The organism is [Zimmermannella] faecalis ATCC 13722 (assembly GCF_000381765.1).
GTDB classification, from domain to species: Bacteria; Actinomycetota; Actinomycetes; order Actinomycetales; family Microbacteriaceae; genus Gulosibacter; species Gulosibacter faecalis.
In genome coordinates, this window is sequence record NZ_KB907075.1 from 177,501 (window position 1) to 201,167 (window position 23,667).

Consider the following 23,667-nt stretch of genomic DNA (forward strand, 5'->3'; position numbering starts at 1 on the left):
GACGGGGCAGGTTAGTGCGCCCGGCCGCTCACGAAATCGGCGACCCGGGCGAGGGGTGACGTCGTCGCCCGGCCGCGGAACTCGGCGCGGTCGGCGGCGCCGTACGCACCGTAGATAACGCGGGTCGCGAGCCAGCGGAGCGGCTCCGGCTCCCAGCGCCGCACGCGATGGCCGACCCATGGCAGCCCGGCGAGCTCGGTCGCGTCGCCGAGAATGAGGTCACGCAGGGTGCGGCCCGCGAGGTTCGTCGTCGCGACACCCGTGCCGACGTAGCCGCCAGCGTGTGCGAGTCCGGTCGCAGGGTCATAGCCGACGCTCGCCGCCCAGTCACGCGGCACCCCGAGCGTGCCCGACCAGAGGTGGTCGAGGTCGACCCCTGCGAGCACCGGGAAGAACCGCACGAGGAGGTCGTGCAGCGTCCGGGCCGTGACCGTTTGGGTGACGCCGTCGCGGTCGGTCTGCGAGTTCCAGCGATACGGCACGCCGCGGCCACCGAACGCGATGCGACCATCGGCGGTGCGCTGCGCGTACATGTAGACGTGCGCGAAGTCGCCGAGTACCTCGCGGCCTTCCCAGCCGAGGTGCGCCCACATCGCGGCGCTCAGGCGCTCGGTGACGATGAGCGAGGAGTTCATCGGCAGCCACTCGCGGTGCAGGCCGGGCAATCCGGCGGTAAATCCCTCGGTCGCGCGCACCACAGTGCCGGCCCGCACCGTGCCGTGCGCTGTGACGGCCTCGTGCGGGCGAATCTCCGCAACCCGCGTGCCCTCGTAGATCTCGACGCCGAGCCGAGCCACCGCATCCGCGAGGCCAGCTGCGAGCTTCGCGGGCTGGATGCGCGCGGTGTGCGGCGACCACATGCCGCCGAGCGTGCCGGCGACGTTGATGCGATCGCGGGCCGCGGCCGCGTCGAGCGGCTCCCACCCGCCGATGCCGCCCCACGCCTCGTCGTCGCGCAGCGCGGCGTCGCGGCGGCGAAGTTGCGCGCGCGTGTACGCGACCTCGTGGTCGCCGCCCTTCACGATGTCGGCGTCGATGTGCTCGCGCTCGGCGACCGCGATCACCTCGTCGACCGTGTCGTTCATCGCGAGCTGGAATCGTGCGGCGGCGTCCCGCCCGTGCGTCGGAACGTACTGCTCGATGCCGCCCGTGACGCTGTTCGTAAGCCAGCCGCCGTTGCGTCCCGAGGCGCCGAAACCGCAGAAGCGCTGCTCGAGCACCGCGATGCGCAGGCCGGGGCGCGCCCGCTTGAGGTAGTAGGCGGTCCACAACCCCGTGTATCCGCCGCCGACGATCGCGACGTCGACGTCGAGGTCGCCCTCGAGCGCGGGCCGCGGTGTGGGCATCCCAACCTCATGCCACCAGTGCGACACCTCGCCATTGATCATGTCCGCTCCTCTCCGCCCGCTACACCCCCAGCGTGCGCGTCAGGTACTGGTTCGCGAACACCCGGTTCGGGTCGACGTCGCCGCGCAGCGCGATGAAGTCGTCGAAGCGGTCGTAGCGTTCGCGCAGGTCGTCGGCACCGAGCGTGTGCAGCTTGCCCCAGTGCGGGCGGCCGCCGGCGGCGACGAGCACCTCTTCGATCGCGCCGAAATACTCGACGTGCGACTCGCGGGCGTACTGGTGCACGGCGATGTACATCGAGTCGCGGCCGTACGCGGTCGACAGCGGCACGTCGTCGGCGCCGGCACAGCGCACCTCGACGGGGAACGAGATGCGCCAGTCGCGCGCCTCGATCATCCGCCGAATCTCGCGCACGATCTCGGGGCCGTCTTCGAGCGGCACCGCGTACTCCATCTCGTTGAAGCGCACGCGGCGCTGGCTCACGAACACCCCGTGCGAGTCGTCGACGTAGTGGCGGTGCCCCATCATGCCGGCCGCGAACTGGTTCACCTTCGGCACGAGGCCGGGCGCGACCGAGCCGAGCGACACGACGAGCTGGTGCGCCCAGTTCTGCACGACCTCTTCGTCAACGAACTTCGCGAGCGCCGTCTGCGGCGCGTACGACTCGTCGGGCTCCTCACCCGGCGCGAGCCGACGGTTCGTCTTCACGAGCGCCTGTTCGGCGTGCGGGAACCAGAAGAACTCAACGTGGTCGTGCGTGCGCGCCTGCGCGACGAACGAGTCGAGCACCTCGTCGAGCGGCATCGTGTCTTCGGCCGCGGCGACGCGGAACGCCGGCACACACTGCAGCCCCACCTCGAGAATCACGCCGAGCGCGCCGAGCCCGATGCGGGCAAACTCGAACAGGTCGGGGTGGGTCCGCTCGTCGCAGTACACGACCGACCCGTCGGCGAGCACCATCCGCAGCGACTTCACCATGCCCGACAGGCCCGAGAACCCGAGGCCGGTGCCGTGCGTGCCGGTCGAGATCGCGCCCGAGATCGTCTGCGCGTCGATGTCGCCCTGGTTCGCGAGCGCGAGCCCGTACGGCTTCAGCAGCTTCGGCAGCTCGTGCAGCTTCGTACCGGCGCGAAACGTCGCGACGTTCGTGTCCGAATTCACCGAAACGAGCCCGCGGTAGTCATCGAAGTGCAGCCGCAGCCCCTCGGTCGCCGCGATGTCGTTGAAGGAGTGCCCGGCCCCGACCGACTTGATCTTCAGCCCCGAGCCCGCGGCGCCGATGATGAGCGCCTTCACCGCGGTCTCGCTCGTCGGGCCCGCGACGAGCGTCGACGTCTCGCTCACGCCACCCGACCAGTTGCGCCACGCGTTCGCGCGCCGCTTCGATCGCGCGGCCCGCTGCGGGGCGCCTTCGGTTTCGTGTTCGGTCATAGAAACGCGAGTCCTTCCCCACGGTACGTCGGCCAAAACGTGTCAATTCTTCCACTGGTGATCACGGCGAACTCGGACACCCGTTCAGCGAGCTCGCCCGCCTTCGCGTGCCGCAGCCACACCCGGTCGCCCACCTGTAGTCCGCGGGCGGCGGGCCCGTGCACGGGGCTCTGCACCTCGCCGGCGGCCTCGAGCGCCGTGAACTGCAGCCCCTCGGGCCACTCGATCGTCGGCAGTCGGTCGTCGCCCGGCACGCCCGAGGCGACCCAGCCGCCGCCGTGCAGGGTCGCGATGTCGTCGGCGGGTTTCCGCACGACGTCGAGGCCGAAGTAGGCGGATGCGCGGTGCCGGAACGCGACGTAGCGGTCGAACGTGACGGGCGCGAACAGCCCCGACCCGACCGCGACCTCGGTAACCGACGCCTCGGCAACGGTCGATTCGATCGACCCCGTGCCGCCGCCGTTCACGAACTCGAGCTCGCCGACCTCGGCACGAACGGCCTCGACGACGGCCGCGCGCCTGGCCGCGATCTCGACGATCGACCGGCGCCGCATCATCCGCGTCGCCGCGCCGTGCACCGTCAGGTCGCCGTCGGCGAGCCCGGCGACCTGCGCCTCGTACGCCATGAGGCCCACGAGCTTGAAGCGCGGGCGGGCACGGATGCTCCGGGCAAGCACCGCGGCCTGCTCGGGTGTGCGCACGGTCGAGCGCCGCACGCCGACGTGCACCGCGCCGTGCGTGAGCCGCTCGGCGGGCCGCCACGACGCATCCACCTCGATCGCGACGCGCAGGTGCCCGCGCCCCGGCGCGACCGTTTCGATGTAGTCGAGCTGGTCGACCGAGTCGACCATGAGCGTGATCGACCGCCGCAGGAGCGCATCCGCCCGCAGCTCCCGCAGCGCGGGGGCGTCGGTGACCGGATACCCAAGCACGACGTCGCGGTGGCCGCGGCCGACGAGCATGATCGCCTCGGGCAGCGTGAACGCGAGCACGCCGTGGAAGCCCGGATGCTCAAGCACCCGCTCAATCGCGGCGTTCGTGCGCAGCGACTTCGACGCGACCCGCACCGGGGTGCCGGCCGCGCGGCGGGCAATGGCGGCGATGTTCTTGTCGAACTCGTCGAGGTCGATGATCGCGCACGGTGCCGCGAGCTCGGCGCCCGCCCGGCGCAGCGGCTCGGGCATCGACAACTGCGCGCGGCGCATCACTTGGTTTCGGCCGCGATGCGCTCGTGGTGCCGAATCACCTCAGCGATGATGAAGCCGAGGAACTTTTCGGCAAACTCGGGGTCGAGGTTCGCGTCGTGCGCGAGCTGGCGCAGCCGCTCCACCTGCTCCTGCTCGCGGCCGGGGTCGCTCGCGGGGAGGTCGTTCTTCGCCTTCAGCTCACCCACCTGCTGCGTGCAGCGGAAGCGCTCGGCCAGGATGTAGATGAGGCTCGCGTCGATATTGTCGATCGACGCGCGGATACGCCCGAGCTCCTCGAGGGCGTGCTGTTGCTGCGCTGCTGACACCATGCGTCGATGGTATCGGCTCCGCGCTCCGACTCCGGCAGCGTGTGTGGGCACCCGACAAGGGGCGCCGCAGCACCTACTCCGCGGGCGCCTCGGCGAGCACCGCGGCCGACGACGACATGCCGAGTCGCGAGGCGCCGGCCTCGATCATCCGCAGCGCATCCTCGTACGTGCGCACACCGCCCGACGCCTTCACGCCGAGGCGGTCGCCGACGGTCTGGCGCATGAGACGAACGGCCTCGACGGATGCGCCACCCGCCTTGTGGAACCCGGTCGACGTCTTCACGAAGTCGGCGCCCGCGGCCTCGGCGGCCTGGCAGGCGGCGACGATCTCGGCGTCGGTCAGCGCGGCCGACTCGATGATCACCTTGAGCAGGGTCGGCGCGGGCGCGGCGCGGCGCACGGCCTCGATGTCCTGCTGCACGAGGTCGGCGTGTCCGGCCTTGAGCTGCCCGATGTCGATCACCATGTCGAGCTCGTCGGCGCCATTCGTGACGGCCTTCGCCGCCTCGACCGCCTTGATGCTCGAGTGGTGCTTGCCCGAGGGGAAGCCGATCACGGTGCAGATCGCGGGCCCGTCGGCGGGCGTCTCCGCCGCATCCGGGTCGACGCCGGGCGACCAGGCCGCACCGACCGGCAACATGTTCGGCGAGACGCAGATCGAGAAGGTGCCGAGCTCGCGGGCCTCCTGATAGAGGGCGACGACGTCGTCGTTCGTCGCGTCGGTCGCGAGCAGCGTGTGGTCGATGTACTTGGCGAGCTCGGCTCGCGTAACCCCGGCGTTCATGCGGACAATTCTCGCACGCACTACCCGAGCCGCGCGTCGAGCCCCGCGCGCACGCCCAGCCAGTCCTGCTCAAGAATCGAGAACACGACGGTCGAGCGCCACGTGCCGTCGGCGCGCAGCCGGTCCTCGCGCAACACCCCGTCGCGCTGGGCCCCGAGCTTCGCGATCGCCGCGAGCGAGCGCGAGTTCGCGTTGTCGGCCTCGAACACGACCCGGTGTGCGCCGCCACCGAACGCTACCTCGAGGAGCGTGCGCTTCGCATCCGGATTCACCGGCGTGCCCCACACCTCGGGCGAGTAGGCGGTGTAGCCGATGCAGACGCCGCCGTTCACGAAGTCGGCGCGGTAGAGCGACGACGTGCCGACCGCGCGGCCATCGAGCCGAACGACGTACGTGCGGGCGCCCTCACCGCGGGGTCGGTACCCCTCGAACCACTCGGCAAACCCGGTGCCACCCTGCCGGGCCGCGACCCCGCCGCCGAACCCGCCCGCGAACACCTTGTCGTTCCAGATCGCTGCGCCGAGTTCGTCGGCGTCGGCCGCGTCGTATGGTTCGAGCCGCACGGCGCGGCCGACGAGCACCTCGTCAGCCGCAGGCAGCCGCATGGCTACTCGCCCTGCCAGACGACGTCGAAGGGCGTGTTGCCGACGAGCGCGCGGCGGATGCCCTCGGTCACGAACTCCTTCGCGGCGTCGACCGCGTCGTGCAGCGACTTGCCCTGCGCGAGGCCGGCCGAGACGGCGGTCGCGAGCGAGTCACCAGCGCCCGAGACGGCGTTCGTGCCGACCTTCGGGCGCGAGTACTCGACGAGCTCGGAGCCGTCCCAGAGCACGTCGACCGCGTGGTCGCCGGGCATCGCCATGCCGCCCTTCACGAGCACCGCCTTCACGCCGGCGTCACCGATCTTCTTCGCGGCGTCGCCGAGGGCGGCGACCGACTCGATCGACTCAACACCCGCGAGCGTGCAGGTCTCGAAGTAATTCGGCGTGATGACGTCGACGAGCGGCAGAATCTCGCCGCGCAGCGCGTTGTCGATGTCGAGCGCGGCGCCGGGCTCCTGCCCCTTGCAGATGAGCACGGGGTCGCAGACGACATTCGGCAGCTTCGCCGCGGCGAGAATGTCGCGCACCGTCTCGATCGTCGGCACGGTGCCGAGCATGCCGATCTTCACGCTGTTCGGGGTCCAGTCGGCGAGCGTCGCCTCGGCCTGGTCGCGGATCACCTGCGAGTCGATCGGTACGAACCGGTGGTTCCAGCCGTCGTTCGGGTCGAATGACACGATGCAGGTGAGCGTCGCGGCGCCGTACACGCCGAGCTGCTGCAGCGTGCGCAGGTCGGCCTGCACCCCGGCACCGCCCGTGGCCTCCGAGCCGGCAATGACAAACGTGATGGGCGGGTTGGTCATGATTCGTCCCCTCAGTTGGCGGGATGCGCGGCATCGCGCACGTAATGAATGTGGTTCACCAGCGTACTCGCCCGCGGAACCCGCGGCCGACCGCGGGGCCGCCGCGCCGAGCGCTTGGCCGCCGCACTGAGGGCAGTGGGCGCGGTCGGGAGCCGCGGGCACACTTGCCCACCGCATCCGACTGCGCCCACTGCGTTCGAGGTCGTGACGACGGATGCAGGGGGCTGAGTTGGGCGCCGGGGTCACACTTGCCCACGGCATCCGACCCAGACCCCTGCATTCGGCAGGGCCGGCGGCGCGAACGGATGCGCGCCGCCGGCCACGCGCCTACCGCTCGGCGTCGACGGGGTCGGGCAGCCGCACCGCGACCGTCTTCGCCTCGAGCGCCGCCCTGCGACGGTGCCGCAGGTGCTGCACGAGCGACACGACGAGCGCGCCGGCGAGCACGATGTAGAGCACGACCGTGAACGGCGAGCCCCAGAGCACTGAGACGTCACCCTCCGACACCGCGAGCGCGCGGCGCAGCTCGGTCTCGGCGAGCGGACCCAACACGACGGCGATCATGACGGGCGCGAGCGGCACGCGGTAGCGGCGCATGACGAGGCCGAGCAGGCCGATCGCGAACAGCACCCAGAGGTCACTCATCGACGAGCCGACCGCGTAGACGCCGAGCACCGAGAGCACCGTGATGCCCGCATACAGGTAGTGGTTCGGCACGCTGAGCAGCTTCGCCCACACGCCGGCGAGCGACATGTTCAGCACGAGCAGCACGGCGAGGCCGATGAACAGCGACGCGAGCAGCGTCCACACGAGGTCGGCGTTGTTCGTGAGCAGCAGCGGCCCGGGCTGCAGGCCGTACTGCTGGAACGCCGCGAGCATGATCGCCGCGGTCGACGACACCGGCAGGCCGAGCGCCAGCAGCGTGCCCATCGCGGTACCCGTCGTCGCGTTGCCGGCGGCCTCGGGCGCGGCCAGGCCGCGCAGCGAGCCGGTCGTGCCGAACTCCTTGTCGCCGCGACGCTTCGCGAGCGACTTCTCGGTGCCGTAGGCGAGGAACGTCGGCACCTCGGAGCCACCGGCCGGCACGATCCCGAAGGGCAGGCCGAACGCGGTGCCGCGCAGCCAGGCGGGCAGCGCGTAGCGGAAGTCCTTCCACCCGAGCATCGCGCGGCGCTGCTGAATCGGGGTCTCCATCGCCTCGGTGCCGACCTTGGACGCCTGGTCGAACACCTCGCCGAGGGCGAGCAGACCGACCGTGATGACGACGATCGAGAAGCCGTCGAGCAGCTCGGGCGCGCCGAACGTGTACCGCTCGGTGCCCGAGGGTCCGTCGATGCCGATGAACGTGAGCGCGAGGCCGATGCCGAGGGCGATGAGCCCCTTCACGACCGACTCCGACACGACCGACGACACCGCGAGGAACGCGAACACCGCGAGCGCAAAGTACTCGGCGGGGCCGAACATCGTCGCGAGCTGCATGAGGAACGGCATGAGGAACACCGTGAGCATCGTCGCGAGCAGGCCTCCGATGAACGCGCCGATCGCGGCGGTCGCGAGCGCCTGCCCCGCCCGCCCGTTCAGCGCGAGCTTGTGCCCCTCGAACGTCGACGCGATCGCCGACGATTGGCCCGGGGTGTTGAGCAGGATGGCCGCGGTCGAGTCGCCGAACATGCCACCGAAGTAGATGCCCGCGAACATGATGAACGCGGCCGTCGGGTCGAGCGAGAAGGTGACGGGCAGCAGCAGCGCGACGGCCATCGACGAGCCGAGGCCGGGCAGCACGCCCACCGCGGTGCCCATGACGGCGCCGAGGAGCACCCAGAGCATGTTGATCGGGGTGATCGCCGAAGCGAACCCCTGCATGAGCATTTCGAGCTGTTCCATTAGAAGATCTCCCCAATGAAGCCGGCGGGCAGCGTGAGCCCGAGCAGGCCGCTGAAGACGAGCTGCACGATCGCGCTGATGAGCAGGCCGACGGCGAGGTTGAACCAGATGCGCTTCGAGCCGAATCCGAGGGTGATCGCCGCGAAGAGCAGCGCCGCCGAGATGATCCAGCCGAGCAGGGGCAGCACGAGGATGAACCCGAGTACCGAGCCGGCGGTGATGAGCGTCGCCCGCCAGTTCATCTCGTGGGTCGGGCCGTCATCGTCGGCCGCCGGGGCCGGCGCGCTCGCCGCGAGCTGCGCATCCGCCTCACGGTGCTCGAGCGCGATCACCTGCGTGTTCGCGTTGCCGACGTCGGTGAGCATGTCGCTCGAGACGTCGGGGCGAAGGGCGGCGTGCTCTTCGACGCGCTTGCGGGGGATGAGCGCCCGCACGAGCAGGTAGCCGCTCATGACGGTGAGGAGCACAGCGACGAGCAGCGGGAAGAACTCGGGGCCGGGCACGGCCTGGCCGCGCACCTCCATCGTGAGGGCGCCGAAGACGAGCACGGCGGCGATCGCGAGGCCGATGGCCGCGACGAGGACGTCGCCCCATTTGATGGTGCGGGGGCGCGACGTCGTGCGGTCGCGCGTTGGTGTTGCGGTCATAGTCCGAGCTCCTCCACGATCGCGTTGACCTCTTCTTGCTGCTGTTCGATGAACTGCTCGAACTCGTCACCGACCAGGTAGGTGTCGGTCCAGCTGTTGCGCTCGAGCGCGGCGGTCCACTCTTCGGAGTCGCGCATCTCGGTGACGATGTCGACGAGCTCCTGCTTCTGCTCGTCGGTGATTCCCGGCGGGGCGACGAAGCCGCGCCAGTTCGTCATCTGCACGTCGTAGCCGGCCTCGACGAGGGTCGGGGCGTCGACGCCCTCGACCGGGTCGGGCGCCGAGATCGCGATGAGCCGCAGCTGGCCCGCCTCGATCTGCGGTGCGACCTCGTTATAGCCCGAGGCGCCCGCCGTCGTCGTGTGCGAGAGCATCGCGCTGAGCGCGTCACCGCCGCCCGAGTAGGCGATGTAGTTCACGTCGGCCGGGTCGATGCCGACCTCGCCCGCGAGCATCGCGGTTGTGAGGTGCTCGATCGAGCCGAGCGAGCCGCCCGCGAACGAGAACCCGGTCGGGTCGTCCTGCCACGCGGCGATGAAGTCGTCGAGGTCCTGAATGTCGCTGTCCGACGGCACGACGATGGCCGCGTAGTCGTCGGCGATGCGCGCGATCGGGGTGACGTCTTCGAGCGTCTCGTTCGGCTTCGACACGGCGATGCCGCCGACCATGACGCCGCCGGTCACCATGAGGTAGTCGTCGCGGCCGGCCATCTGCACGCACTGCGAGAGGCCGATCGTGCCGCTCGCGCCGGGCACGTTGACGACCTGCGCGTTCGCGACGATGCCGTCGCTGCGCAGGGTCTGCTGTGCCGTGCGCGCGAAGCCGTCCCAGCCACCGCCGGGCGCGGCGGGCGCCATGATCGTGATCTTCGACCGCACGGTCGAGTTCGAGGCCGTGTTGATCGCATTGCCGAACGCGAAGACCGCGACGACGGCGACAACGACCCCGAATATGAGGTTGCGGATGATTTTGCCCATCTGAACTCCGTTGTTCTGGAAACACCAGTTGTTCTGGAAACACCGGCGCGCGAGCGGCCCTGCCCGCACTGGGAAAACCCTACGAACCTCCCGAAGGCCTTGACGTGTTTCGTCGAGTAATGGTGGTTTTGGTCATTTCGGTCACGCATGTGGTTGACTTCGTAGCGTCCGCTCGGTGCAAGGAGGCCCCATGTCGCGAACCCGCGCGCCCAGGCGCCTGCGCGGCGCGCTCTTCACGGTGCAGATGGCGATCATCGTCGCCCTCGTCGCCGTCGTCGCGACCGTCGGCGTCGTGCGCTCCGCCGCATCCACCCAGGCCGCCGCAGAAGACCGCATCTACGGCCAGGCGCTCACACTGAGTCGACTCCCTACCGTCATCGAGGCGATGCGCAGCGACGACCCGCACGAGCAGATTCAGCCCATCGTCGACGCGGCCGTGAGCGCGGGCGACTTTCGCTACATCACGGTCGTCGGCATGGATAACCTCCGCGTCGCGCACGTCGACCCGAACGAGGTCGGCGAGCCGGTCTCGAGCGACCACTCGGCGATCCGCGCGGGCGAGGAGTTTCGCGGCGTCGAGGAGGGCACGCAGGGCGTCACCTACCGCGTGAAGGTGCCGATTCGCGACGAGTCGGGCGAGGTCGTCGGCACGCTCTCGGTGGGCGAGCTCGTCGACGAGCTGCGCGAGGAGGCGCTCGCGCAGAGCCTGCCGCTCGCGCTCGCGTCGCTGCTCGCGATCATCGCGGGCGGCGTGCTCGCCTGGTTCGTCACGTCGTGGCTGCGCCGCAAGCTCTACGGCGTCGAGCCCGACCAGCTCGCGCAGCTGCTGCAGGCGCACCGTGCCGTCATGGAGAGCACCGAAGAGGGCGTCATCACGACCGACGACGCGGGCCGGGTGCAGCTCGTGAACGCCGAGGCGGCACGGATGCTCGGGGCCACGGCCGCCGACCTGGTCGGCAGCGAGCTCGACGCCCTGCCCGAGGAGCTCGCCGAGCTGCTCGCCGACGACGAGCCCGTCTCGACCGAGCTTCGGCTCGTGCACCTCGAGCGCGGCTCGGTGTACGTGCAGGCGCGCGCGACGACCGCCGACGGCCGCGCGATCGGCCGCATGCTCTCGCTGCGCGACCGCTCCCAGCTCGACGACGCGATCGCCCGGCTCGAGGCCCAGCGCGAGCAGGCACAGCTGCTGCGCATCGAGGCGCACGAGTTCGAGAACCGCATGCACGTGCTCTCGGGCCTGCTCGAGCTCGGCGAGTACGACGAGGCGCGCGCGTACCTCGAGTCGCAGCCGGCCGGCGCGCATCCGAGCGAGGTGTCGCGCCTCGAGCTCGACCCGATCGGGCCGACGCTGCTCGCGGCGCTCGTCTCGGCCCACGCCGACGCGGCGGCCCGCGAGCACGTCACGATCGAGCTCGCGCCCGAGTGCGAGGTGCCGGCCGAGCTCGCGGTCGACGCCGACGACCTGCTCGTCGTCGCGAACCTCGTGACGAACGCCGTCGAGGCGACCGGGTTCGGCGGCACGGTGCGGCTCACCCTCGCGGTCGACCCGGGCGACGACGCGCTCGAGGTCGTCGTCGAAGACGACGGGCCCGGCCTGCCCCTCTCCCCCGAGCGACTCACGACCGCCGGCGTCACGACGAAACCGATCGACCGCGAGCGCCACGGCATCGGCCTGCGGTCGGTGCGCGAGGTCGTGGATGCGCGCGGCGGCGAGCTGCGGTTCGGCGAGTCGCCGCTCGGCGGCGCGCTCGTCGAGGCGGTGCTGCCGCGGCCCGCAGCCAACTCCCCCGATGAACCCGCCGACCAACCGACCGAGCCGCCAGCCGAGGAGCCGAACGCATGACGCCCATCCGCACCCTCATCGTCGACGACGACTTCGCCGTCGGCCGGCTCCACGGCTCGTTCCTCGCCGAGGTGCCCGGCTTCGAGCTCGCCGGTAGCGAGCTCACCGCCTCGGCCGCGCTCGGGCGCATCCGCCAGGGCGGCATCGATCTGCTGCTGCTCGACCTCTACCTGCCCGACCTCAGCGGCGTCGACCTGCTGCGGCGCATCCGCTCCGACGCGGGGCTCGACGTCGACGTGATCATGGTGAGCGCCGCCTTCGAAGCGGAGCTCGTCGAGCAGGCCGTCTCGCTCGGGGTCATCGACTTTCTGCGCAAGCCGTTCACGCACGACGCGTTCACGTCGCGGCTGCAGTCGTACGCGACGTGGGCGCAGCATCGGCGGCGGATGCGCGACTTCGGCCAGCTCTCGCAGGCGCAGATCGACCTCCTGCTCGCCCGGGGCGCGCAGGCGACCTCGCCGTCGGTGCCGAAGGGGCTCAGCGCCGCGACGCGGGAGCGGGTGATCTCGGTGCTTGAGGAGGCGAGCGCCGCCGTGACGGCGGGCGAGCTCGCCGAGCAGACCGGGCTGTCGCGAGTGAGCGCGCGGCGGTACCTCGAGCTACTCGTGCACGAGGGGCTCGTCGAGATGCGGCCGCGCTACGGCGAGGCGGGCCGGCCCCAGCACGAGTATCGCTGGGGCGCGGGGTCGTAATCGGCCGACGCATCCGGGCCCTTGCCACCGCGACTCCGGCAATGTATACATTTGTATACAAACAAGCCACAGGAGGTCGCATGTCCGAAGCACTCGAAACCGACGTCGTCATCGTCGGCGGCGGCAACGCCGGATTCACCGCCCTGCACGCCGCAACCGAGCGCGGCCGCCGCGTCGTACTCCTCGAGGCGGGCACCCCCGACCTCGCGGGCGGCAACAGCTACTACACCGCCGGCGCGACGCGCATCACGCACAACGGCCTCGACGACCTGCGCGACTGGCTCGAGCCCGACGAGCGGTGGGCGACCTCGATCGTGCCACCGTACAGCGCCGACGACTACCGGGCCGACCTCGCGAAGGTCACCGAGGGGCGCAACGACCCCGAGCTCACCGAGGTGCTCGTCGCCGAGGTCACCGACACCCTGAAGTGGCTCCACGGCAAGGGCCTGAAGTATCGCCTCATGTACGAGCGCCAGGCGTACGAGCGCCCCGACGGCTCGTACCTGTTCTGGGGCGGCCTGCACGTCGGCAACGTCGGCGGCGGCGAGGGCCTCATCGCCGACCACACCCGTGCGGCGGTCGAGGCGGGCGCCGACCTGCGCTACGGCCACCGCGCGACCGAGCTCATCCACGAGAACGGCCGCGTCGTCGGCGTGCGCGCGACTGGACCCGAGGGCGAGCTCGAGGTGCGGGCCGAGTCGGTGATTCTCACCGCGGGCGGCTTCGAGGCGAACCCCGAGCTGCGCCGCGAATATCTCGGCGAGGGCTGGGAAAACGCGAAGGTGCGCGGCACTCCCTTCAACCAGGGCGACATGCTCCGCGCGGCGCTTGAGCTCGGCGCTGGCCGCGGCGGCGACTGGGAGACCTGCCACTCGGTGCAGTGGGACGCCTTCCTGCCCGAGAACGAGTCGAACCGCGAGCTCACGAACCGCCTCACGCGCCAGAGCTACCCGCTCGGCATCATCGTGAACCGCGAGGGCAAGCGGTTCCTCGACGAGGGCGCCGATTTCCGCAACTACACGTACGCGAAGTACGGCCGCGAGATCCTCCGCCAGCCGGGCTCGGTCGCGTGGCAGGTCTTCGACGCGAAGCTGCGCCCCATGCTGCGCGTCGAGGAGTACGACATGCCCGGCATCTCGGTCGAGCAGGCCAACACGATCGAGGAGCTCGCCGAGAAGATCGGCGTCGACCCGGCCGCCCTCAGCGAGACCGTGCGCGACTTCAACGCGTCGATCGACCGCTCGAAGACCTTCGACCCGACGGTGAAGGATGCGCGCCGCGCCGACACGACGCCGCCGAAGTCGAACTGGGCGGCCGAGCTCGAGACCGGCCCGTTCTACGCCTACGGCGTCACGTGCGGCATCACCTTCACGTTCGGCGGCCTGAAGTCGGATACGTCGGGTCGCGTGCTCGACGAGTCGGGCGAGCCGATCGCGGGGCTGTTCGTCGCCGGCGAGATGCTCGGTGGGCTGTTCAGCAAGAACTACCCGGGCGGCTCGGGCCTCGCCGCGGGCGTCGTGTTTGGGCGCCGGGCGGGCGCGCTCGCCTAGATTGGGCAGCATGTCTTCGAAGCGTTCGAGCGAGAGTCCCGCGAGCCTCACCGCGCTGTTGCGCGACGAGATCGTCGCGGGCACCCTCGCGCCCGGCACGGCGCTGCGCGAGGTCGCGCTCGCCGAACGCTTCGGAGTGTCCCGCACGCCGGTGCGGGAGGCACTCACCCGGCTCGAGGGGCTCGGCCTGCTCGAGCGGGATGGGCGCACCCTGCGCGTGACGGCGCCCGACCCCGACCGCATCCTGCACACCTACCAGGTGCGCATCGCGCTCGAGGGCGAGGCTGCGGCCGAGGCCGCCGCGAACCGGCAGCTCGGCGACCTCGTGCGCCTCGAGGGGCTCGTCGCCCGCGACCGGGCGCTCGAGCAGCCGAGCGACGCGCAGCGGCTCTCGACGAACGTCGAGTTTCACGAGGCGCTCTGGGCCGCCGCGCACAATCCCGTGCTCGTCGACCTGCTCGAGCGGCTCTCGCTGCACCTCACGAACGCGCCCCACTCGACGCTCTCGGTCGGCGACCGCTGGGCGCGCTCGCTCGACGAACACGAGGCGCTCGTCGCCGCGATCGACGCCCGCGACGAAGAGCTCGCGCGCCGCCTCGCGAGCGACCACATGCGGGCCGCCCGCGACCTGCGCATCCGGCTGCTGCGGGAGTTCGCGCGGTAGCGCCTACTTGGCGATGAACTTCAGCCGCTCGTTGACGAACTCACCCATACCGAGCGGGCCCATCTCACGGCCGAACCCAGAGCGCTTCACGCCGCCGAAGGGAAGCTCGGCCGACTCGGCCGCGACGATGTTCACGTGGGTCATGCCGGTCTCGAGCCGCGACGCGATCCGCTCGGCACGGGCGACGTCGCTCGCGAATACCGACCCGCCAAGGCCGTAGTCGGAGTCGTTCGCGAGTTCGAGGGCCTCCTCGTCGCTCGACACCTTGAAGACGGTTGCCACGGGTCCGAAGAACTCTTCGCGGTACGAGTCGGTATCGCGGCCCACACCCGTGAGCACCGCCGGCGAGTAGTACGCGCTCGTGTCGTCGCGAAGCTCGCCGCCGACCTCGAGCGTCGCCCCCTCGGCGATCGCACGCTGCACCTGGGCGTCGACCTTCTCGGCCGCGGCGCGGCTCGAGAGCGGGGCGTACCCGCGCTCGGGCATGTCGAGGGGATCCCCCGGCACGAGCCCGGTGGCGAGCTTCTTCAGCTCGGCCACAAACTCGTCGTACACGGTGTCGAGCACGATCATGCGCTTGTTCGAGTTGCAGACCTGCCCGCCGTTGTAGACGCGGAAGTCCCAGCCATCCTTCGCGACCTGCGCGACATCGTCGACGTCGAGCACGACCATCGCGTCGGTGCCGCCGAGTTCGAGCACCGCCTTCTTCAGGTTTCGGCCGGCCTGTTCGCCGATGATCGCGCCGGCGGCGTCAGAGCCCGTCAGCGAGACGCCCTGCACCCGCGGGTCGGCGATGATCGAGGCGATCTGCCCGTGCGACGCGAACAGTGCCTGGTACCCGCCCTCGGGCACGCCCGCGTCACGCATGATCTCTTCGATCGTGAGCGCAGAGCGGCCGCAGATGTCGGCGTGCTTCAGCAGAATCGTGTTACCGAGCACGAGGTTCGGCGCCGCGAAGCGAGCGACCTGGTAGTACGGGAAGTTCCAGGGCATGACACCGAGCAGTGGGCCGACGGGGCGGCGCTCGATCATTGCCGTGCCGGGGATCGTGCTCGGAATTTCGTAGGACGTCGCGAGACTCGGGCCGTGCACGCCGTAGTAGTCGATGATCGAGGTCGCGAACTCGACCTCGTCGACCGCCTCGGCGTAGGTCTTCCCCATCTCGAGCGAGATCGTGCGGGCGAGCTCATCCTTTCGCTCTTCGAACAGCTCCGCCACGCGGCGCACGATCGCGGCGCGCTCCTGCACGCTGCGCTCGCGCCATTCGAGATGCTCGGCGGTCGCACGCGCGACCGCCCCCTCGATCTGCGCATCGGTGAACTCGTCGAAGGTCTCGACGATCTCGCCGGTTGCAGGGTTTTGGACTCGATAATTCGACACTTCACGCCTCCGTTGGTGTGTGTGGTGATTGGTCTTTGGCCGCTCGTCGCCGAGCAGCCGACTAGCAGCCCTTAGTCGCCGAGCAGGTTGTGCAGCTCGATGATGTGGTCGCGGGCCGGGCCCGTGCCGATCGCCGAGATGCGGGCGCCCGAGAGCTCCTCGATCGCCTTCACGTAGTCCTGCGCGTTCTTCGGCAGGTCGCTGAAGTCGCTCACGCCCGAGATGTCCTCGGTCCAGCCGGGGAACTCCTCGTAGATCGGCTTCGCGTGGTGGAAGTCCGACTGCGACATCGGCATCTCGTCGAAGCGGGTGCCGTCGACGTCGTACGCGACGCAGACCGGAATCGTCTCGAAGGTCGAGAGCACGTCGAGCTTCGTCATGACGATGTCGGTGAAGCCGTTGATGCGCGACGAGTAGCGGGCGACGACCGAGTCGAACCAGCCGGTGCGGCGCGGGCGGCCCGTCGTCGTACCGAACTCGCCGCCGCGCTCGCGCAGCTTGTCGCCGAACTCGTCGTCGAGCTCGGTCGGGAACGGGCCCGAGCCGACGCGCGTGATGTACGCCTTCTGAATACCGACGATGCGGTCGATCTGGCGCGGCGAGACGCCCGAACCGGTCGCGACGCCGCCCGCGGTCGCCGACGACGAGGTCACGTACGGGTACGTGCCGTGGTCGATGTCGAGCATCGTGGCCTGGCCGGCCTCGAACACGACGGTCTCGCCGCGGCCGAGGGCCTCGTGCAGCTCGAGCGCCGTGTCGCCGACCATGGGCGCGAGCCGCTCGGAGTACTGCAACAGGTTGTCGGTGATCTCGTCGACGCTGAACGCGCGACGGTTGTAGGTCTTCACGAGCATCTCGTTCTTCGGACCGAGCGCGCCCTCGACCTTCTGGCGCAGGATGTTCTCGTCGAAGAGGTCTTGGATGCGGATGCCCACGCGGGTCATCTTGTCGGCGTAGGTGGGGCCGATGCCGCGGCCGGTCGTGCCGATGCGGCGCTTGCCGAGGAACCGCTCGGTCACCTGGTCGAGCGCGCGGTTGTACTCGGGAATCACGTGGGCGTTGCCCGAGACGCGGAGCTTCGAGGTGTCGAGCCCGCGCTCCTCGAGGTGGTCGAGCTCTTCGAAGAGCACGCCGAGGTCGACGACGACGCCGTTGCCGATGACGGGCGTGACGCCGGGGGTCAGGATGCCCGAGGGCAGCAGGTGCAGCGCGTACTTCTCGTCGCCAATCACGACGGTGTGGCCGGCGTTGTTACCGCCGTTGAACTTCACGACATAGTCGATGCGGCCGCCGAGCAGGTCGGTGGCCTTGCCCTTACCCTCGTCGCCCCACTGACTTCCGATGATTGCTACGCCTGGCATGAGCTCCCTAACTATCGCTCGTTCCGGACCGCGTCGACTCCGACGCGAACCAGCTCACTACTCTACTGCGCCCGCTGCCGGGCGCGCCCGCCTATTGGCTCGGCCGCCTACTGGTTTGCCCGTCTAGTGGGCCCGCTCGGCCTCAATCTGCTCGGCGGCGCGCGAGTCGGCGTCGTTCAGCAGGTCGGTGAGCCGGTCGACCTCGCTCGTCTCGCCGATTTCCCGGGCGGCCTCGCGCAGCAGCCAGAAGCAGCGCAGCACGCCGCGGTTCGGCTCGTGCGACCAGGGCACCGGGCCCTGGCCCCGCCAGCCGGCCTTGCGCAGCGCATCCAGGCCGCGGTGGTAGCCGACCCGGGCGTACGCGTACGCTTGAATCGTGCGGCCCGCGTCGAGCGTGAGCGCCGCGAGTTCCGACCACGCGAGCGACGAGGCGGGGTGCTTTTCGACGATCGCCTCGGTCGCGACGATGTCGTCGGGGAGGTTGCCGAGGTCGTCGATGACCTCGGGCTCCTCGGGCAACAGGGTTTCGGGGATTCCGAGCAGGTTCTCCATGCCTCCATTATCCCGGCTCATGGCTGGATACGCGGGGCGGGTCAGTACGGCGCCGCGAGCTTCGGGAACATCGGAAAGTGCTTGACGTTGCGGGTCAGCAGCCGCGCGTCGAGCGAGACGGCGGTCGCCGCGATCGCGAGGTCGGCGGAGTCAATGCCGCGGTTGCCTCGCAGCCACTTGCGGCCGAGTTCGCCCGCGATCTCGGCGATCTTCTCATCGAGGGGATGCCAGACGAAGGCGCCGAACAGCGACCTCGTGGCGGCCTCCTCGCTCGGCCGCATGCCCGCCAGCGCCTCGAGCCGCGTGACCTCGCTCGCGTGCAACGGCCCCGATTCCCGAGCGGTGCGCAGGCACTCGACGGCGGCTCGCTCGCCTCGCAGCACGTCGATGAGTACCGACGTGTCGACGAGCGTCATCGCGTCTGCGCCTCGTCGAGGCGGCCGCCCGACCGCAGCCCTTCGACATACTCGGCGCCGTCAACCTCTCGGCCGGCCCACGCCCCGAAGGCGACGTCGATCGCCTCCAGGTCGTGCCGCGCATCCCGGTCGGCGCCGTACGTCACCGTCACGGCGTGCCGGATGAGGGCCGAGATCGACCGGCCGGTGCGGGCCGCCTCGTCATCGAGCAGGCGCCGCTCGGCGTCGGTGAGCGAAATCTGCGTGCGCATCATGATGTAAGGCTACATCACCTGCCTTAACTAGCCCGGCGCTATCTCGTCCACCGCTAACTAGCCCGGCCCTAACTAGCCCAGAAAACGGGGGTCCTCGTCACGTGGGTGACGAGGACCCCCGTTTTCTGGGCTAGTTGGCCAAACGTCCGGCCCACAAGCGGCGGATGCGCGCGGCCGGCCCCGGCCCGGCCGCCACCTACTGGAAGTTCGGCACGACCTCGCGCAGGAACAGTTCGAGCGACGCCCGCTTCTCGGCATGGGTCATGGAGTTGTCGATCCAGAACCCGAACTCGGTGTACCCGAGCTCCTCGTACGAGCGCACGCGGGCCGTGACCTCTTCCGGGGTGCCGATGATCGCCGAGCGGTGCAGCGCCTCGGGCGAGTACTCGGGCTTGTCGGCGAAGTCGGCCTCGGGCAGCGGCTCGAGGAACCCCCGCTCGGGGGTCTGCTTGTTCGAGGCCCACGCGCCGAACGTGCGGTAGTACCGGTTGATCGCCTCGGCACCGGGGCGCCAGCCCTCGGGTTCGTCGGCGGGGTGCACGATCGTGTGGCGCAGCACCATCACCTCGGGCCGACCCTCCACCTCGGGGTGGTTTGCGACGGCCGTGTTCACCTTGTTCATGAGGTCGACGACCTCATCGTCGTCCTTGCTGAGCGGCGTCACCATGATGTTGTAGCCGTGCTCGACCGCCCAGTCGTGGGTGTTCGGGTCGCGCGCGGCGATCCACACGGGCGGGCCCGACTGCTGCACCGGGTTCGGCACCGCGGTCGAGGTGGGGAACTGCCAGTGCTCGCCGTCGTGGGCGTAGTCGCCCTCCCACAGCTTCACCATCGCGGGCACGAGCTCGCGCAGGTAGCTGCCGCCGTCGCGGGCCGAGAGGCCGCCGGCGAGGCGGTCGAACTCGAACTGGTAGGCGCCACGGGCGACGCCGATCTCGGCGCGGCCCTTCGAGATCACGTCGAGCAGCGCGGTCTCACCGGCGGCGCGAACGGGGTGCCAGAACGGCGCGATGACGGTGCCGGCGCCGAGGCGGATGCGCTCGGTCTTCGCGGCGAGGTAGGCGAGCTGCGGGAACGGGCTCGGCGAGGCGGTGAACTCCATCGCGTGGTGTTCCCCGATCCACACGGTCGAGAATCCGCCCTCCTCGGCGAGTTGGGTGAGCTCGACGAGGTCGTCCCAGGCCTGCTGGTGCGGCACCTCGTCGTTCCAGCGTTCCATGTGCACAAAGAGTGAGAATCGCATGCGTCTGGTCCTTTCAGTTGCTGACGTCGTTGTCGGTCGAGGGGGCGGATGCGCTGGTCGCGACGCGCTCCCGGATGGTCTGGTTGCCCCGCGACCAGTGCGCGGGTTCGATCTCGCGCACGAGCACGGTGATGTTCTCGCTCGCGGCGCCGACGGTTTCTTCGGCGACGCGGTGGACGCCGTCGATGAGGGCGCGAAGCTGCTCGGGCGTGCGGCCCGCGGCGATGGAGATGTCGATGAGCGGCATTACCTCGTCCTCACTACTTGGTTCGCAGCACGAAGGGGTCGGCGGCGGGTGAGTCGTCGGTGTTGATCCAGACGCTCTTGAGGCGGGTGTAGTCGTACATCGACTCGATGCCGTGCTCGGTGCCGACGCCCGAGTCCTTGAACCCCTGGCGTGGCGACTGGGGGCTCATCATGCGGTACATGTTGAACCAGATCGTGCCGGCGTCGATGCCCCGTGAGAGGCGCACCATGCGGTTGAGGTCGCGCGTCCACACGCCCGCCGCGAGGCCGTAGTTCGTGTCGTTCGCGGCGGCGAGCACCTCGTCTTCGTGCTCGAAGGGCGTGATCGCGGTGACCGGCCCGAAGATCTCTTCGCGCACGATGCGCATGTTCGCGGTCGTGTCGGTGAAGATCGTCGGCTGCAGGAAGTAGCCGGGCAGGTCGACGTCGGGGCGGCGCCCGCCGTAGTGGAGGTTCGCGCCCTCGCGCTCGCCGATCGCGATGTACTCGCGAACCTTGTCGTACTGCCCTTCGAAGGCGATGGGGCCGAGCTCGGTTGCGTCGTCGAGCGGGTCGCCGAGCTTGATGGTCGACGCGCGCTGGGTGACGCGTTCGAGTAGCTCGTCGTAGACCGACTTGTGTGCGAACACGCGGCTGCCGGCGATGCAGGTCTGGCCGGCCGCCGCGAAGACGCCCGCGACGATGCCGGTTGCCGCGTTTTCGATGTTCGCGTCGTCGAACACGATCTGCGGGCTCTTGCCGCCGAGCTCGAGGGTCGTCGTGACGAACCGGGACGCGGTCTTCGAGGCGATCGCGGCGCCCGTGCCGGTCGAGCCGGTGAACGAGATCTTCGCGATGTCGGGGTGATCGACGAGCGGCGAGCCGGCACCCACACCCGTGCCGGTGACGACGTTCACGACGCCGGCGGGGAACCCCGCCTCGAGCGCAAGCTCGGCGAAGCGGAGGATCGCCCGGCTCGTGTACTCGCTCGGCTTGATGACGAGCGTGTTGCCCGCCGCGAGCGCCGGCGACAGCTTCGACGTCGTGAGCGTGAGCGGCGAGTTCCACGGGGTGATCGCGCCGACGACGCCGAGGGGTTCGCGCAGCGTGTAGTTGAAGATGTCGGTCGAGGCCGCGGGAATCGTCGAGCCCTGAATCTTGTCGGCGAGCCCGCCGTAGTAATAGAGGTACTCGGGCAGGCCGCGCAGCTGGCCGCGCATCTCGCGCAGCAGCTTGCCGTTGTCGAGGCTCTCGTATTCGGCGAGCTCGTCGGCATGCTCGCCGATGAGGTCGCCGAGCCGGCGCAGCAGGTGGCCGCGCTGTGTCGCGGTCGTGCGCCGCCACTCGGGCGACTCGAACGCCGCCTTCGCGGCCCGCACCGCCGCATCCACGTCGCGCTCGTCGCTCGAGGCGACCTCGTAGAGCGTCTCGAGGGTGGCCGGGTTCGTGCTCGCGAGGTACTCGCCCGAGGCCGGGTCGCGATACTCGCCGCCGATGAAGTTACCGAACCGCTGAGTCATGGGGGTCTCCTTCCGCGCTCCGCAGGTGGAGCTCGAGGGCTTCGACGAACGCGTCTTCGCGTTCGATGGGGAGCATGTGTCGGGCGCCGGGCACGATTTCGGCCCGGGCGTCGTGGATGCGCTCGGCGAGCCGCCGCGTCATCGCGGGGGTCGAGCCGGGGTCGAGTTCGCCCGTGATGGCGAGCGTCGGGGCGGCGATGTCGGGCAGCAGCGGGGCCACCTGCCGGTCGCCGGTCGCGAACACCTCGTAGGCGACGAGGTACGAGCCGAGGTCGTTCGCGAGCAGCATCGCGCGGGTGCGCTCGCGCTCCTCGTCGGTGACGCCCGAGTCGTCGGGGTACCAGCGGTCGATCGCGCGCTCGGCGGCCGCGGCGAAGTCGTGCCGCGCCGTTTCGAGCCGCCCGAGCACCGCATCCGCCTCGGCCTCGCTGCGGTCGCACACCGCGTTGACGCACGTGAGCGTGCGCACCCGGTCGGGCACGGTCGCGGCGAGCTGCTGCGCGATGAGCGCCCCGAGCGAGAAGCCCACGAGGTGCACGGGCCCGTCGGGCAGGCGCCGCCGCACGTCGTCGGCGAGCTCGGCGAGCGTGGCCGGTCCGACGAGCGGCGGTTCGGCACCGTGCCCCGGCAGGTCGAGCGCGATGGCGGGCTCGATGCCGTCGGCCGCGAGGCGGACCCGCACCGAGTCCCACATCGACCGGTTGAGGCCGACGCCGTGCAGCAGCACTACCGGGGTGGTCATGGCTACTTCTTGTCGAAGTCGGTGCCGAATACGGCGAGCCGCTGCTGCGGGCGGCCCTGGTTCGCGGCCGCGAGCGCGATCACGATCTCGCCGGGATGCGGGGCGTCGGCGATGCGCACCTCGACCGACTGGTGGTGCGAGCGAATCTTCATGTCGGTGATGTGCTTGAGCGGAATGTCGAACACGGTGCCCGACACGGCGCGCTTCTCGACCGCGGGCAACAGGGTGGTCGCGTCGGTCGCATTGCGGAAGTGGTCGCCGAACTGCAGCGTGTGGATGAGCGCCGAGCCGTGCTCGATCTCGCCGTCGGTGCCGACGATCGCGGCCTTGCCGTAGGCCTCGACCGGCTCGCCGAGCGCCTCGACGACGCGGGGCGCGAGCAGGGCACCGAGCGCCGAGGCGATCTCGTCGAGGCCCTCGTTCAGGTCGGCGACGTAGCCGCGGCCGTGCCAGGGGTTGTCGATGACGGCGGCGACGATCGCGACGCGGTGCGTGCGCTCGACCGACTCACCACCCTCGAGCAGCGTCTCTTCGACGACGGTCGTGATTTTGCGTGGGGAGATGCTCATGCGAGGAGTCCTTCCAGAATGGTGGCGTCGATTGGCTTGTCGGTGGTGCGGTCGCCGATGCGGGGGTGGGGGCGCGGCCCGGTCGAGGCGACCGCGATCACGGCGAGCTCGTCGGCGTGGGGTGCGTCGGGCAGCGACACGTCGATCGACTGGTAGTGGTTGCGGTTCGTCGCGTGCGTCTTGTGCCACATCGGCACCCGCACGTGGTCGCCCGGCTCGGCGCGGCCGTCGGTGAAGCAGAGCACCGAGGTGCCCTCGAGAAACTCGCGCACGAGGTTGCCGAAGTACGGGGTGTGGATGAGCGCGCCGGCGTGCTCGAGTTCGCCCGCAGTGCCGACGACGGCGGCCTTGCCGAAGGTTTCGATGTTCGCGGCGCCGCCGAGGGCGGCGAGGAGCCGGTCGCTGAGCAGGCGCGCGAGCACGGGGGCGACGCGCTGCGTTTCTGGCGCGAGGTCGGCGTCGGTGCCGCCGTCGAGGAACGGGTTGCGCAGCACGGCGACGGCGGCGGCCCGCCGCAGCGGCGTCGCGATCGCGGTGCCACCGTCGGCGGCGAGCTCCTCGACGGTCGTGGTGAGGCGACGCACGCCGAGCGAGGCGGCGAGCTCCTCGTACGTCGTGGGCTTGGTGGTGGTCATTCTTGGGACGCTCCTTTGCGCGGGCACGCG

Annotated in this window: 25 protein-coding genes; 4 read left to right on the top strand and 21 right to left on the bottom strand. The window is 70.3% G+C overall.

The features are described from left to right. Positions 1-11: 11 nt before the first annotated feature. The 10 genes from G328_RS0103525 to G328_RS0103570 all read right to left on the bottom strand — a co-directional run bounded on the left by G328_RS0103525 (position 12) and on the right by G328_RS0103570 (position 9,991). Positions 12-1,388, bottom strand: a complete 1,377-nt coding sequence (locus G328_RS0103525; protein WP_019617965.1) for an NAD(P)/FAD-dependent oxidoreductase — start codon at positions 1,386-1,388, stop codon at positions 12-14. 19 nt (positions 1,389-1,407) lie between these two features. Then, positions 1,408-2,778 carry a D-arabinono-1,4-lactone oxidase gene (locus G328_RS0103530; protein WP_019617966.1) on the bottom strand — a complete coding sequence of 457 codons (1,371 nt, stop codon included), beginning with the start codon at positions 2,776-2,778 and terminating at the stop codon, positions 1,408-1,410. After that, positions 2,775-3,962: an alanine racemase gene (locus G328_RS0103535; RefSeq protein ID WP_040904798.1), complete on the bottom strand. Its 1,188-nt coding sequence runs from the start codon at positions 3,960-3,962 to the stop codon at positions 2,775-2,777. The genes G328_RS0103530 and G328_RS0103535 overlap by 4 nt, the downstream gene beginning before the upstream one ends. A gap of 20 nt (positions 3,963-3,982) precedes the next feature. Further along, on the bottom strand, positions 3,983-4,294 hold the full coding sequence (locus G328_RS0103540) for a chorismate mutase (protein ID WP_019617968.1): 312 nt from the start codon (positions 4,292-4,294) through the stop codon (positions 3,983-3,985). Positions 4,295-4,367: 73 nt separating this feature from the next. Continuing rightward, the gene (gene deoC, locus G328_RS0103545; RefSeq protein ID WP_019617969.1) at positions 4,368-5,078 is read right to left on the bottom strand and encodes a deoxyribose-phosphate aldolase; all 711 of its coding nucleotides are present in this window, start codon (positions 5,076-5,078) and stop codon (positions 4,368-4,370) included. Positions 5,079-5,098: 20 nt separating this feature from the next. Beyond that, positions 5,099-5,683, bottom strand: a complete 585-nt coding sequence (locus tag G328_RS0103550) for a GNAT family N-acetyltransferase (protein ID WP_019617970.1) — start codon at positions 5,681-5,683, stop codon at positions 5,099-5,101. A 2-nt stretch (positions 5,684-5,685) separates the two neighbouring features. Beyond that, complete coding sequence (locus G328_RS0103555) at positions 5,686-6,483, bottom strand: hydroxymethylpyrimidine/phosphomethylpyrimidine kinase (RefSeq protein WP_019617971.1); 798 nt, start codon at positions 6,481-6,483, stop codon at positions 5,686-5,688. A 327-nt stretch (positions 6,484-6,810) separates the two neighbouring features. Continuing rightward, positions 6,811-8,367 (bottom strand): tripartite tricarboxylate transporter permease, encoded by a 1,557-nt coding sequence (locus G328_RS0103560; protein ID WP_019617972.1) that lies wholly within the window; start codon positions 8,365-8,367, stop codon positions 6,811-6,813. Continuing rightward, on the bottom strand, positions 8,367-9,014 hold the full coding sequence (locus G328_RS0103565) for a tripartite tricarboxylate transporter TctB family protein (RefSeq protein ID WP_019617973.1): 648 nt from the start codon (positions 9,012-9,014) through the stop codon (positions 8,367-8,369). The genes G328_RS0103560 and G328_RS0103565 overlap by 1 nt, the downstream gene beginning before the upstream one ends. Next, positions 9,011-9,991 (bottom strand): Bug family tripartite tricarboxylate transporter substrate binding protein, encoded by a 981-nt coding sequence (locus G328_RS0103570; RefSeq protein WP_019617974.1) that lies wholly within the window; start codon positions 9,989-9,991, stop codon positions 9,011-9,013. The genes G328_RS0103565 and G328_RS0103570 overlap by 4 nt, the downstream gene beginning before the upstream one ends. Positions 9,992-10,181: 190 nt before the next feature. Here G328_RS0103570 and G328_RS0103575 point away from each other — a divergent pair, with 190 nt between their 5' ends. From G328_RS0103575 to G328_RS0103590, 4 genes are all read left to right on the top strand, one after another. Beyond that, on the top strand, positions 10,182-11,834 hold the full coding sequence (locus G328_RS0103575) for a sensor histidine kinase (RefSeq protein ID WP_019617975.1): 1,653 nt from the start codon (positions 10,182-10,184) through the stop codon (positions 11,832-11,834). Beyond that, positions 11,831-12,526 carry a response regulator gene (locus G328_RS0103580; RefSeq protein ID WP_019617976.1) on the top strand — a complete coding sequence of 232 codons (696 nt, stop codon included), beginning with the start codon at positions 11,831-11,833 and terminating at the stop codon, positions 12,524-12,526. Before G328_RS0103575 ends, G328_RS0103580 begins: the two co-directional genes overlap by 4 nt. Positions 12,527-12,606: 80 nt before the next feature. After that, positions 12,607-14,076, top strand: a complete 1,470-nt coding sequence (gene tcuA / locus G328_RS0103585) for an FAD-dependent tricarballylate dehydrogenase TcuA (RefSeq protein ID WP_019617977.1) — start codon at positions 12,607-12,609, stop codon at positions 14,074-14,076. Between the two features lie 10 nt (positions 14,077-14,086). Continuing rightward, on the top strand, positions 14,087-14,740 hold the full coding sequence (locus G328_RS0103590) for a GntR family transcriptional regulator (RefSeq protein ID WP_019617978.1): 654 nt from the start codon (positions 14,087-14,089) through the stop codon (positions 14,738-14,740). A 3-nt stretch (positions 14,741-14,743) separates the two neighbouring features. Here G328_RS0103590 and G328_RS0103595 read toward each other — a convergent pair whose 3' ends face one another. The 11 genes from G328_RS0103595 to G328_RS0103645 form a co-directional block, all read right to left on the bottom strand. Beyond that, positions 14,744-16,120, bottom strand: a complete 1,377-nt coding sequence (locus G328_RS0103595; protein ID WP_019617979.1) for an NAD-dependent succinate-semialdehyde dehydrogenase — start codon at positions 16,118-16,120, stop codon at positions 14,744-14,746. Positions 16,121-16,191: 71 nt separating this feature from the next. Next, positions 16,192-17,481, bottom strand: coding sequence for an adenylosuccinate synthase (locus G328_RS0103600; RefSeq protein WP_019617980.1), 1,290 nt, complete (start codon positions 17,479-17,481; stop codon positions 16,192-16,194). 123 nt (positions 17,482-17,604) lie between these two features. Next, positions 17,605-18,033 carry a DUF3151 domain-containing protein gene (locus G328_RS0103605; RefSeq protein WP_019617981.1) on the bottom strand — a complete coding sequence of 143 codons (429 nt, stop codon included), beginning with the start codon at positions 18,031-18,033 and terminating at the stop codon, positions 17,605-17,607. Positions 18,034-18,074: 41 nt separating this feature from the next. Continuing rightward, the gene (locus tag G328_RS0103610) at positions 18,075-18,449 is read right to left on the bottom strand and encodes a type II toxin-antitoxin system VapC family toxin (RefSeq protein ID WP_019617982.1); all 375 of its coding nucleotides are present in this window, start codon (positions 18,447-18,449) and stop codon (positions 18,075-18,077) included. Next, on the bottom strand, positions 18,446-18,703 hold the full coding sequence (locus tag G328_RS0103615) for a ribbon-helix-helix protein, CopG family (RefSeq protein ID WP_019617983.1): 258 nt from the start codon (positions 18,701-18,703) through the stop codon (positions 18,446-18,448). Before G328_RS0103615 ends, G328_RS0103610 begins: the two co-directional genes overlap by 4 nt. 196 nt (positions 18,704-18,899) lie before the next feature. Next, positions 18,900-19,946 carry an LLM class flavin-dependent oxidoreductase gene (locus G328_RS0103620; RefSeq protein WP_019617984.1) on the bottom strand — a complete coding sequence of 349 codons (1,047 nt, stop codon included), beginning with the start codon at positions 19,944-19,946 and terminating at the stop codon, positions 18,900-18,902. A gap of 13 nt (positions 19,947-19,959) precedes the next feature. Then, complete coding sequence (locus G328_RS0103625) at positions 19,960-20,193, bottom strand: tautomerase family protein (protein WP_019617985.1); 234 nt, start codon at positions 20,191-20,193, stop codon at positions 19,960-19,962. Between the two features lie 13 nt (positions 20,194-20,206). Next, entirely contained in the window at positions 20,207-21,691 is a 1,485-nt protein-coding gene (locus G328_RS0103630; protein WP_019617986.1) for an aldehyde dehydrogenase, read from the bottom strand. Beyond that, entirely contained in the window at positions 21,672-22,433 is a 762-nt protein-coding gene (locus G328_RS0103635; RefSeq protein WP_019617987.1) for an alpha/beta fold hydrolase, read from the bottom strand. Before G328_RS0103635 ends, G328_RS0103630 begins: the two co-directional genes overlap by 20 nt. Before the next feature lie 2 nt (positions 22,434-22,435). Next, positions 22,436-23,002, bottom strand: coding sequence for an amino acid synthesis family protein (locus tag G328_RS0103640; protein ID WP_019617988.1), 567 nt, complete (start codon positions 23,000-23,002; stop codon positions 22,436-22,438). Next, complete coding sequence (locus G328_RS0103645; RefSeq protein WP_019617989.1) at positions 22,999-23,637, bottom strand: amino acid synthesis family protein; 639 nt, start codon at positions 23,635-23,637, stop codon at positions 22,999-23,001. The genes G328_RS0103640 and G328_RS0103645 overlap by 4 nt, the downstream gene beginning before the upstream one ends. Positions 23,638-23,667 lie beyond the last annotated feature (30 nt).

Coding starts and splice junctions, on each gene's coding strand:
- G328_RS0103525 (WP_019617965.1), bottom strand. CDS start 1,388: ATGATCAATGGCGAGGTGTCGCACTGGTGGCATGAGGTTGGGATGCCC.
- G328_RS0103530 (WP_019617966.1), bottom strand. CDS start 2,778: ATGACCGAACACGAAACCGAAGGCGCCCCGCAGCGGGCCGCGCGATCG.
- G328_RS0103535 (WP_040904798.1), bottom strand. CDS start 3,962: ATGCCCGAGCCGCTGCGCCGGGCGGGCGCCGAGCTCGCGGCACCGTGC.
- G328_RS0103540 (WP_019617968.1), bottom strand. CDS start 4,294: ATGGTGTCAGCAGCGCAGCAACAGCACGCCCTCGAGGAGCTCGGGCGT.
- deoC (WP_019617969.1), bottom strand. CDS start 5,078: ATGAACGCCGGGGTTACGCGAGCCGAGCTCGCCAAGTACATCGACCAC.
- G328_RS0103550 (WP_019617970.1), bottom strand. CDS start 5,683: ATGCGGCTGCCTGCGGCTGACGAGGTGCTCGTCGGCCGCGCCGTGCGG.
- G328_RS0103555 (WP_019617971.1), bottom strand. CDS start 6,483: ATGACCAACCCGCCCATCACGTTTGTCATTGCCGGCTCGGAGGCCACG.
- G328_RS0103560 (WP_019617972.1), bottom strand. CDS start 8,367: ATGGAACAGCTCGAAATGCTCATGCAGGGGTTCGCTTCGGCGATCACC.
- G328_RS0103565 (WP_019617973.1), bottom strand. CDS start 9,014: ATGACCGCAACACCAACGCGCGACCGCACGACGTCGCGCCCCCGCACC.
- G328_RS0103570 (WP_019617974.1), bottom strand. CDS start 9,991: ATGGGCAAAATCATCCGCAACCTCATATTCGGGGTCGTTGTCGCCGTC.
- G328_RS0103575 (WP_019617975.1), top strand. CDS start 10,182: ATGTCGCGAACCCGCGCGCCCAGGCGCCTGCGCGGCGCGCTCTTCACG.
- G328_RS0103580 (WP_019617976.1), top strand. CDS start 11,831: ATGACGCCCATCCGCACCCTCATCGTCGACGACGACTTCGCCGTCGGC.
- tcuA (WP_019617977.1), top strand. CDS start 12,607: ATGTCCGAAGCACTCGAAACCGACGTCGTCATCGTCGGCGGCGGCAAC.
- G328_RS0103590 (WP_019617978.1), top strand. CDS start 14,087: ATGTCTTCGAAGCGTTCGAGCGAGAGTCCCGCGAGCCTCACCGCGCTG.
- G328_RS0103600 (WP_019617980.1), bottom strand. CDS start 17,481: ATGCCAGGCGTAGCAATCATCGGAAGTCAGTGGGGCGACGAGGGTAAG.
- G328_RS0103605 (WP_019617981.1), bottom strand. CDS start 18,033: ATGGAGAACCTGCTCGGAATCCCCGAAACCCTGTTGCCCGAGGAGCCC.
- G328_RS0103610 (WP_019617982.1), bottom strand. CDS start 18,449: ATGACGCTCGTCGACACGTCGGTACTCATCGACGTGCTGCGAGGCGAG.
- G328_RS0103615 (WP_019617983.1), bottom strand. CDS start 18,703: ATGATGCGCACGCAGATTTCGCTCACCGACGCCGAGCGGCGCCTGCTC.
- G328_RS0103620 (WP_019617984.1), bottom strand. CDS start 19,946: ATGCGATTCTCACTCTTTGTGCACATGGAACGCTGGAACGACGAGGTG.
- G328_RS0103625 (WP_019617985.1), bottom strand. CDS start 20,193: ATGCCGCTCATCGACATCTCCATCGCCGCGGGCCGCACGCCCGAGCAG.
- G328_RS0103630 (WP_019617986.1), bottom strand. CDS start 21,691: ATGACTCAGCGGTTCGGTAACTTCATCGGCGGCGAGTATCGCGACCCG.
- G328_RS0103635 (WP_019617987.1), bottom strand. CDS start 22,433: ATGACCACCCCGGTAGTGCTGCTGCACGGCGTCGGCCTCAACCGGTCG.
- G328_RS0103640 (WP_019617988.1), bottom strand. CDS start 23,002: ATGAGCATCTCCCCACGCAAAATCACGACCGTCGTCGAAGAGACGCTG.
- G328_RS0103645 (WP_019617989.1), bottom strand. CDS start 23,637: ATGACCACCACCAAGCCCACGACGTACGAGGAGCTCGCCGCCTCGCTC.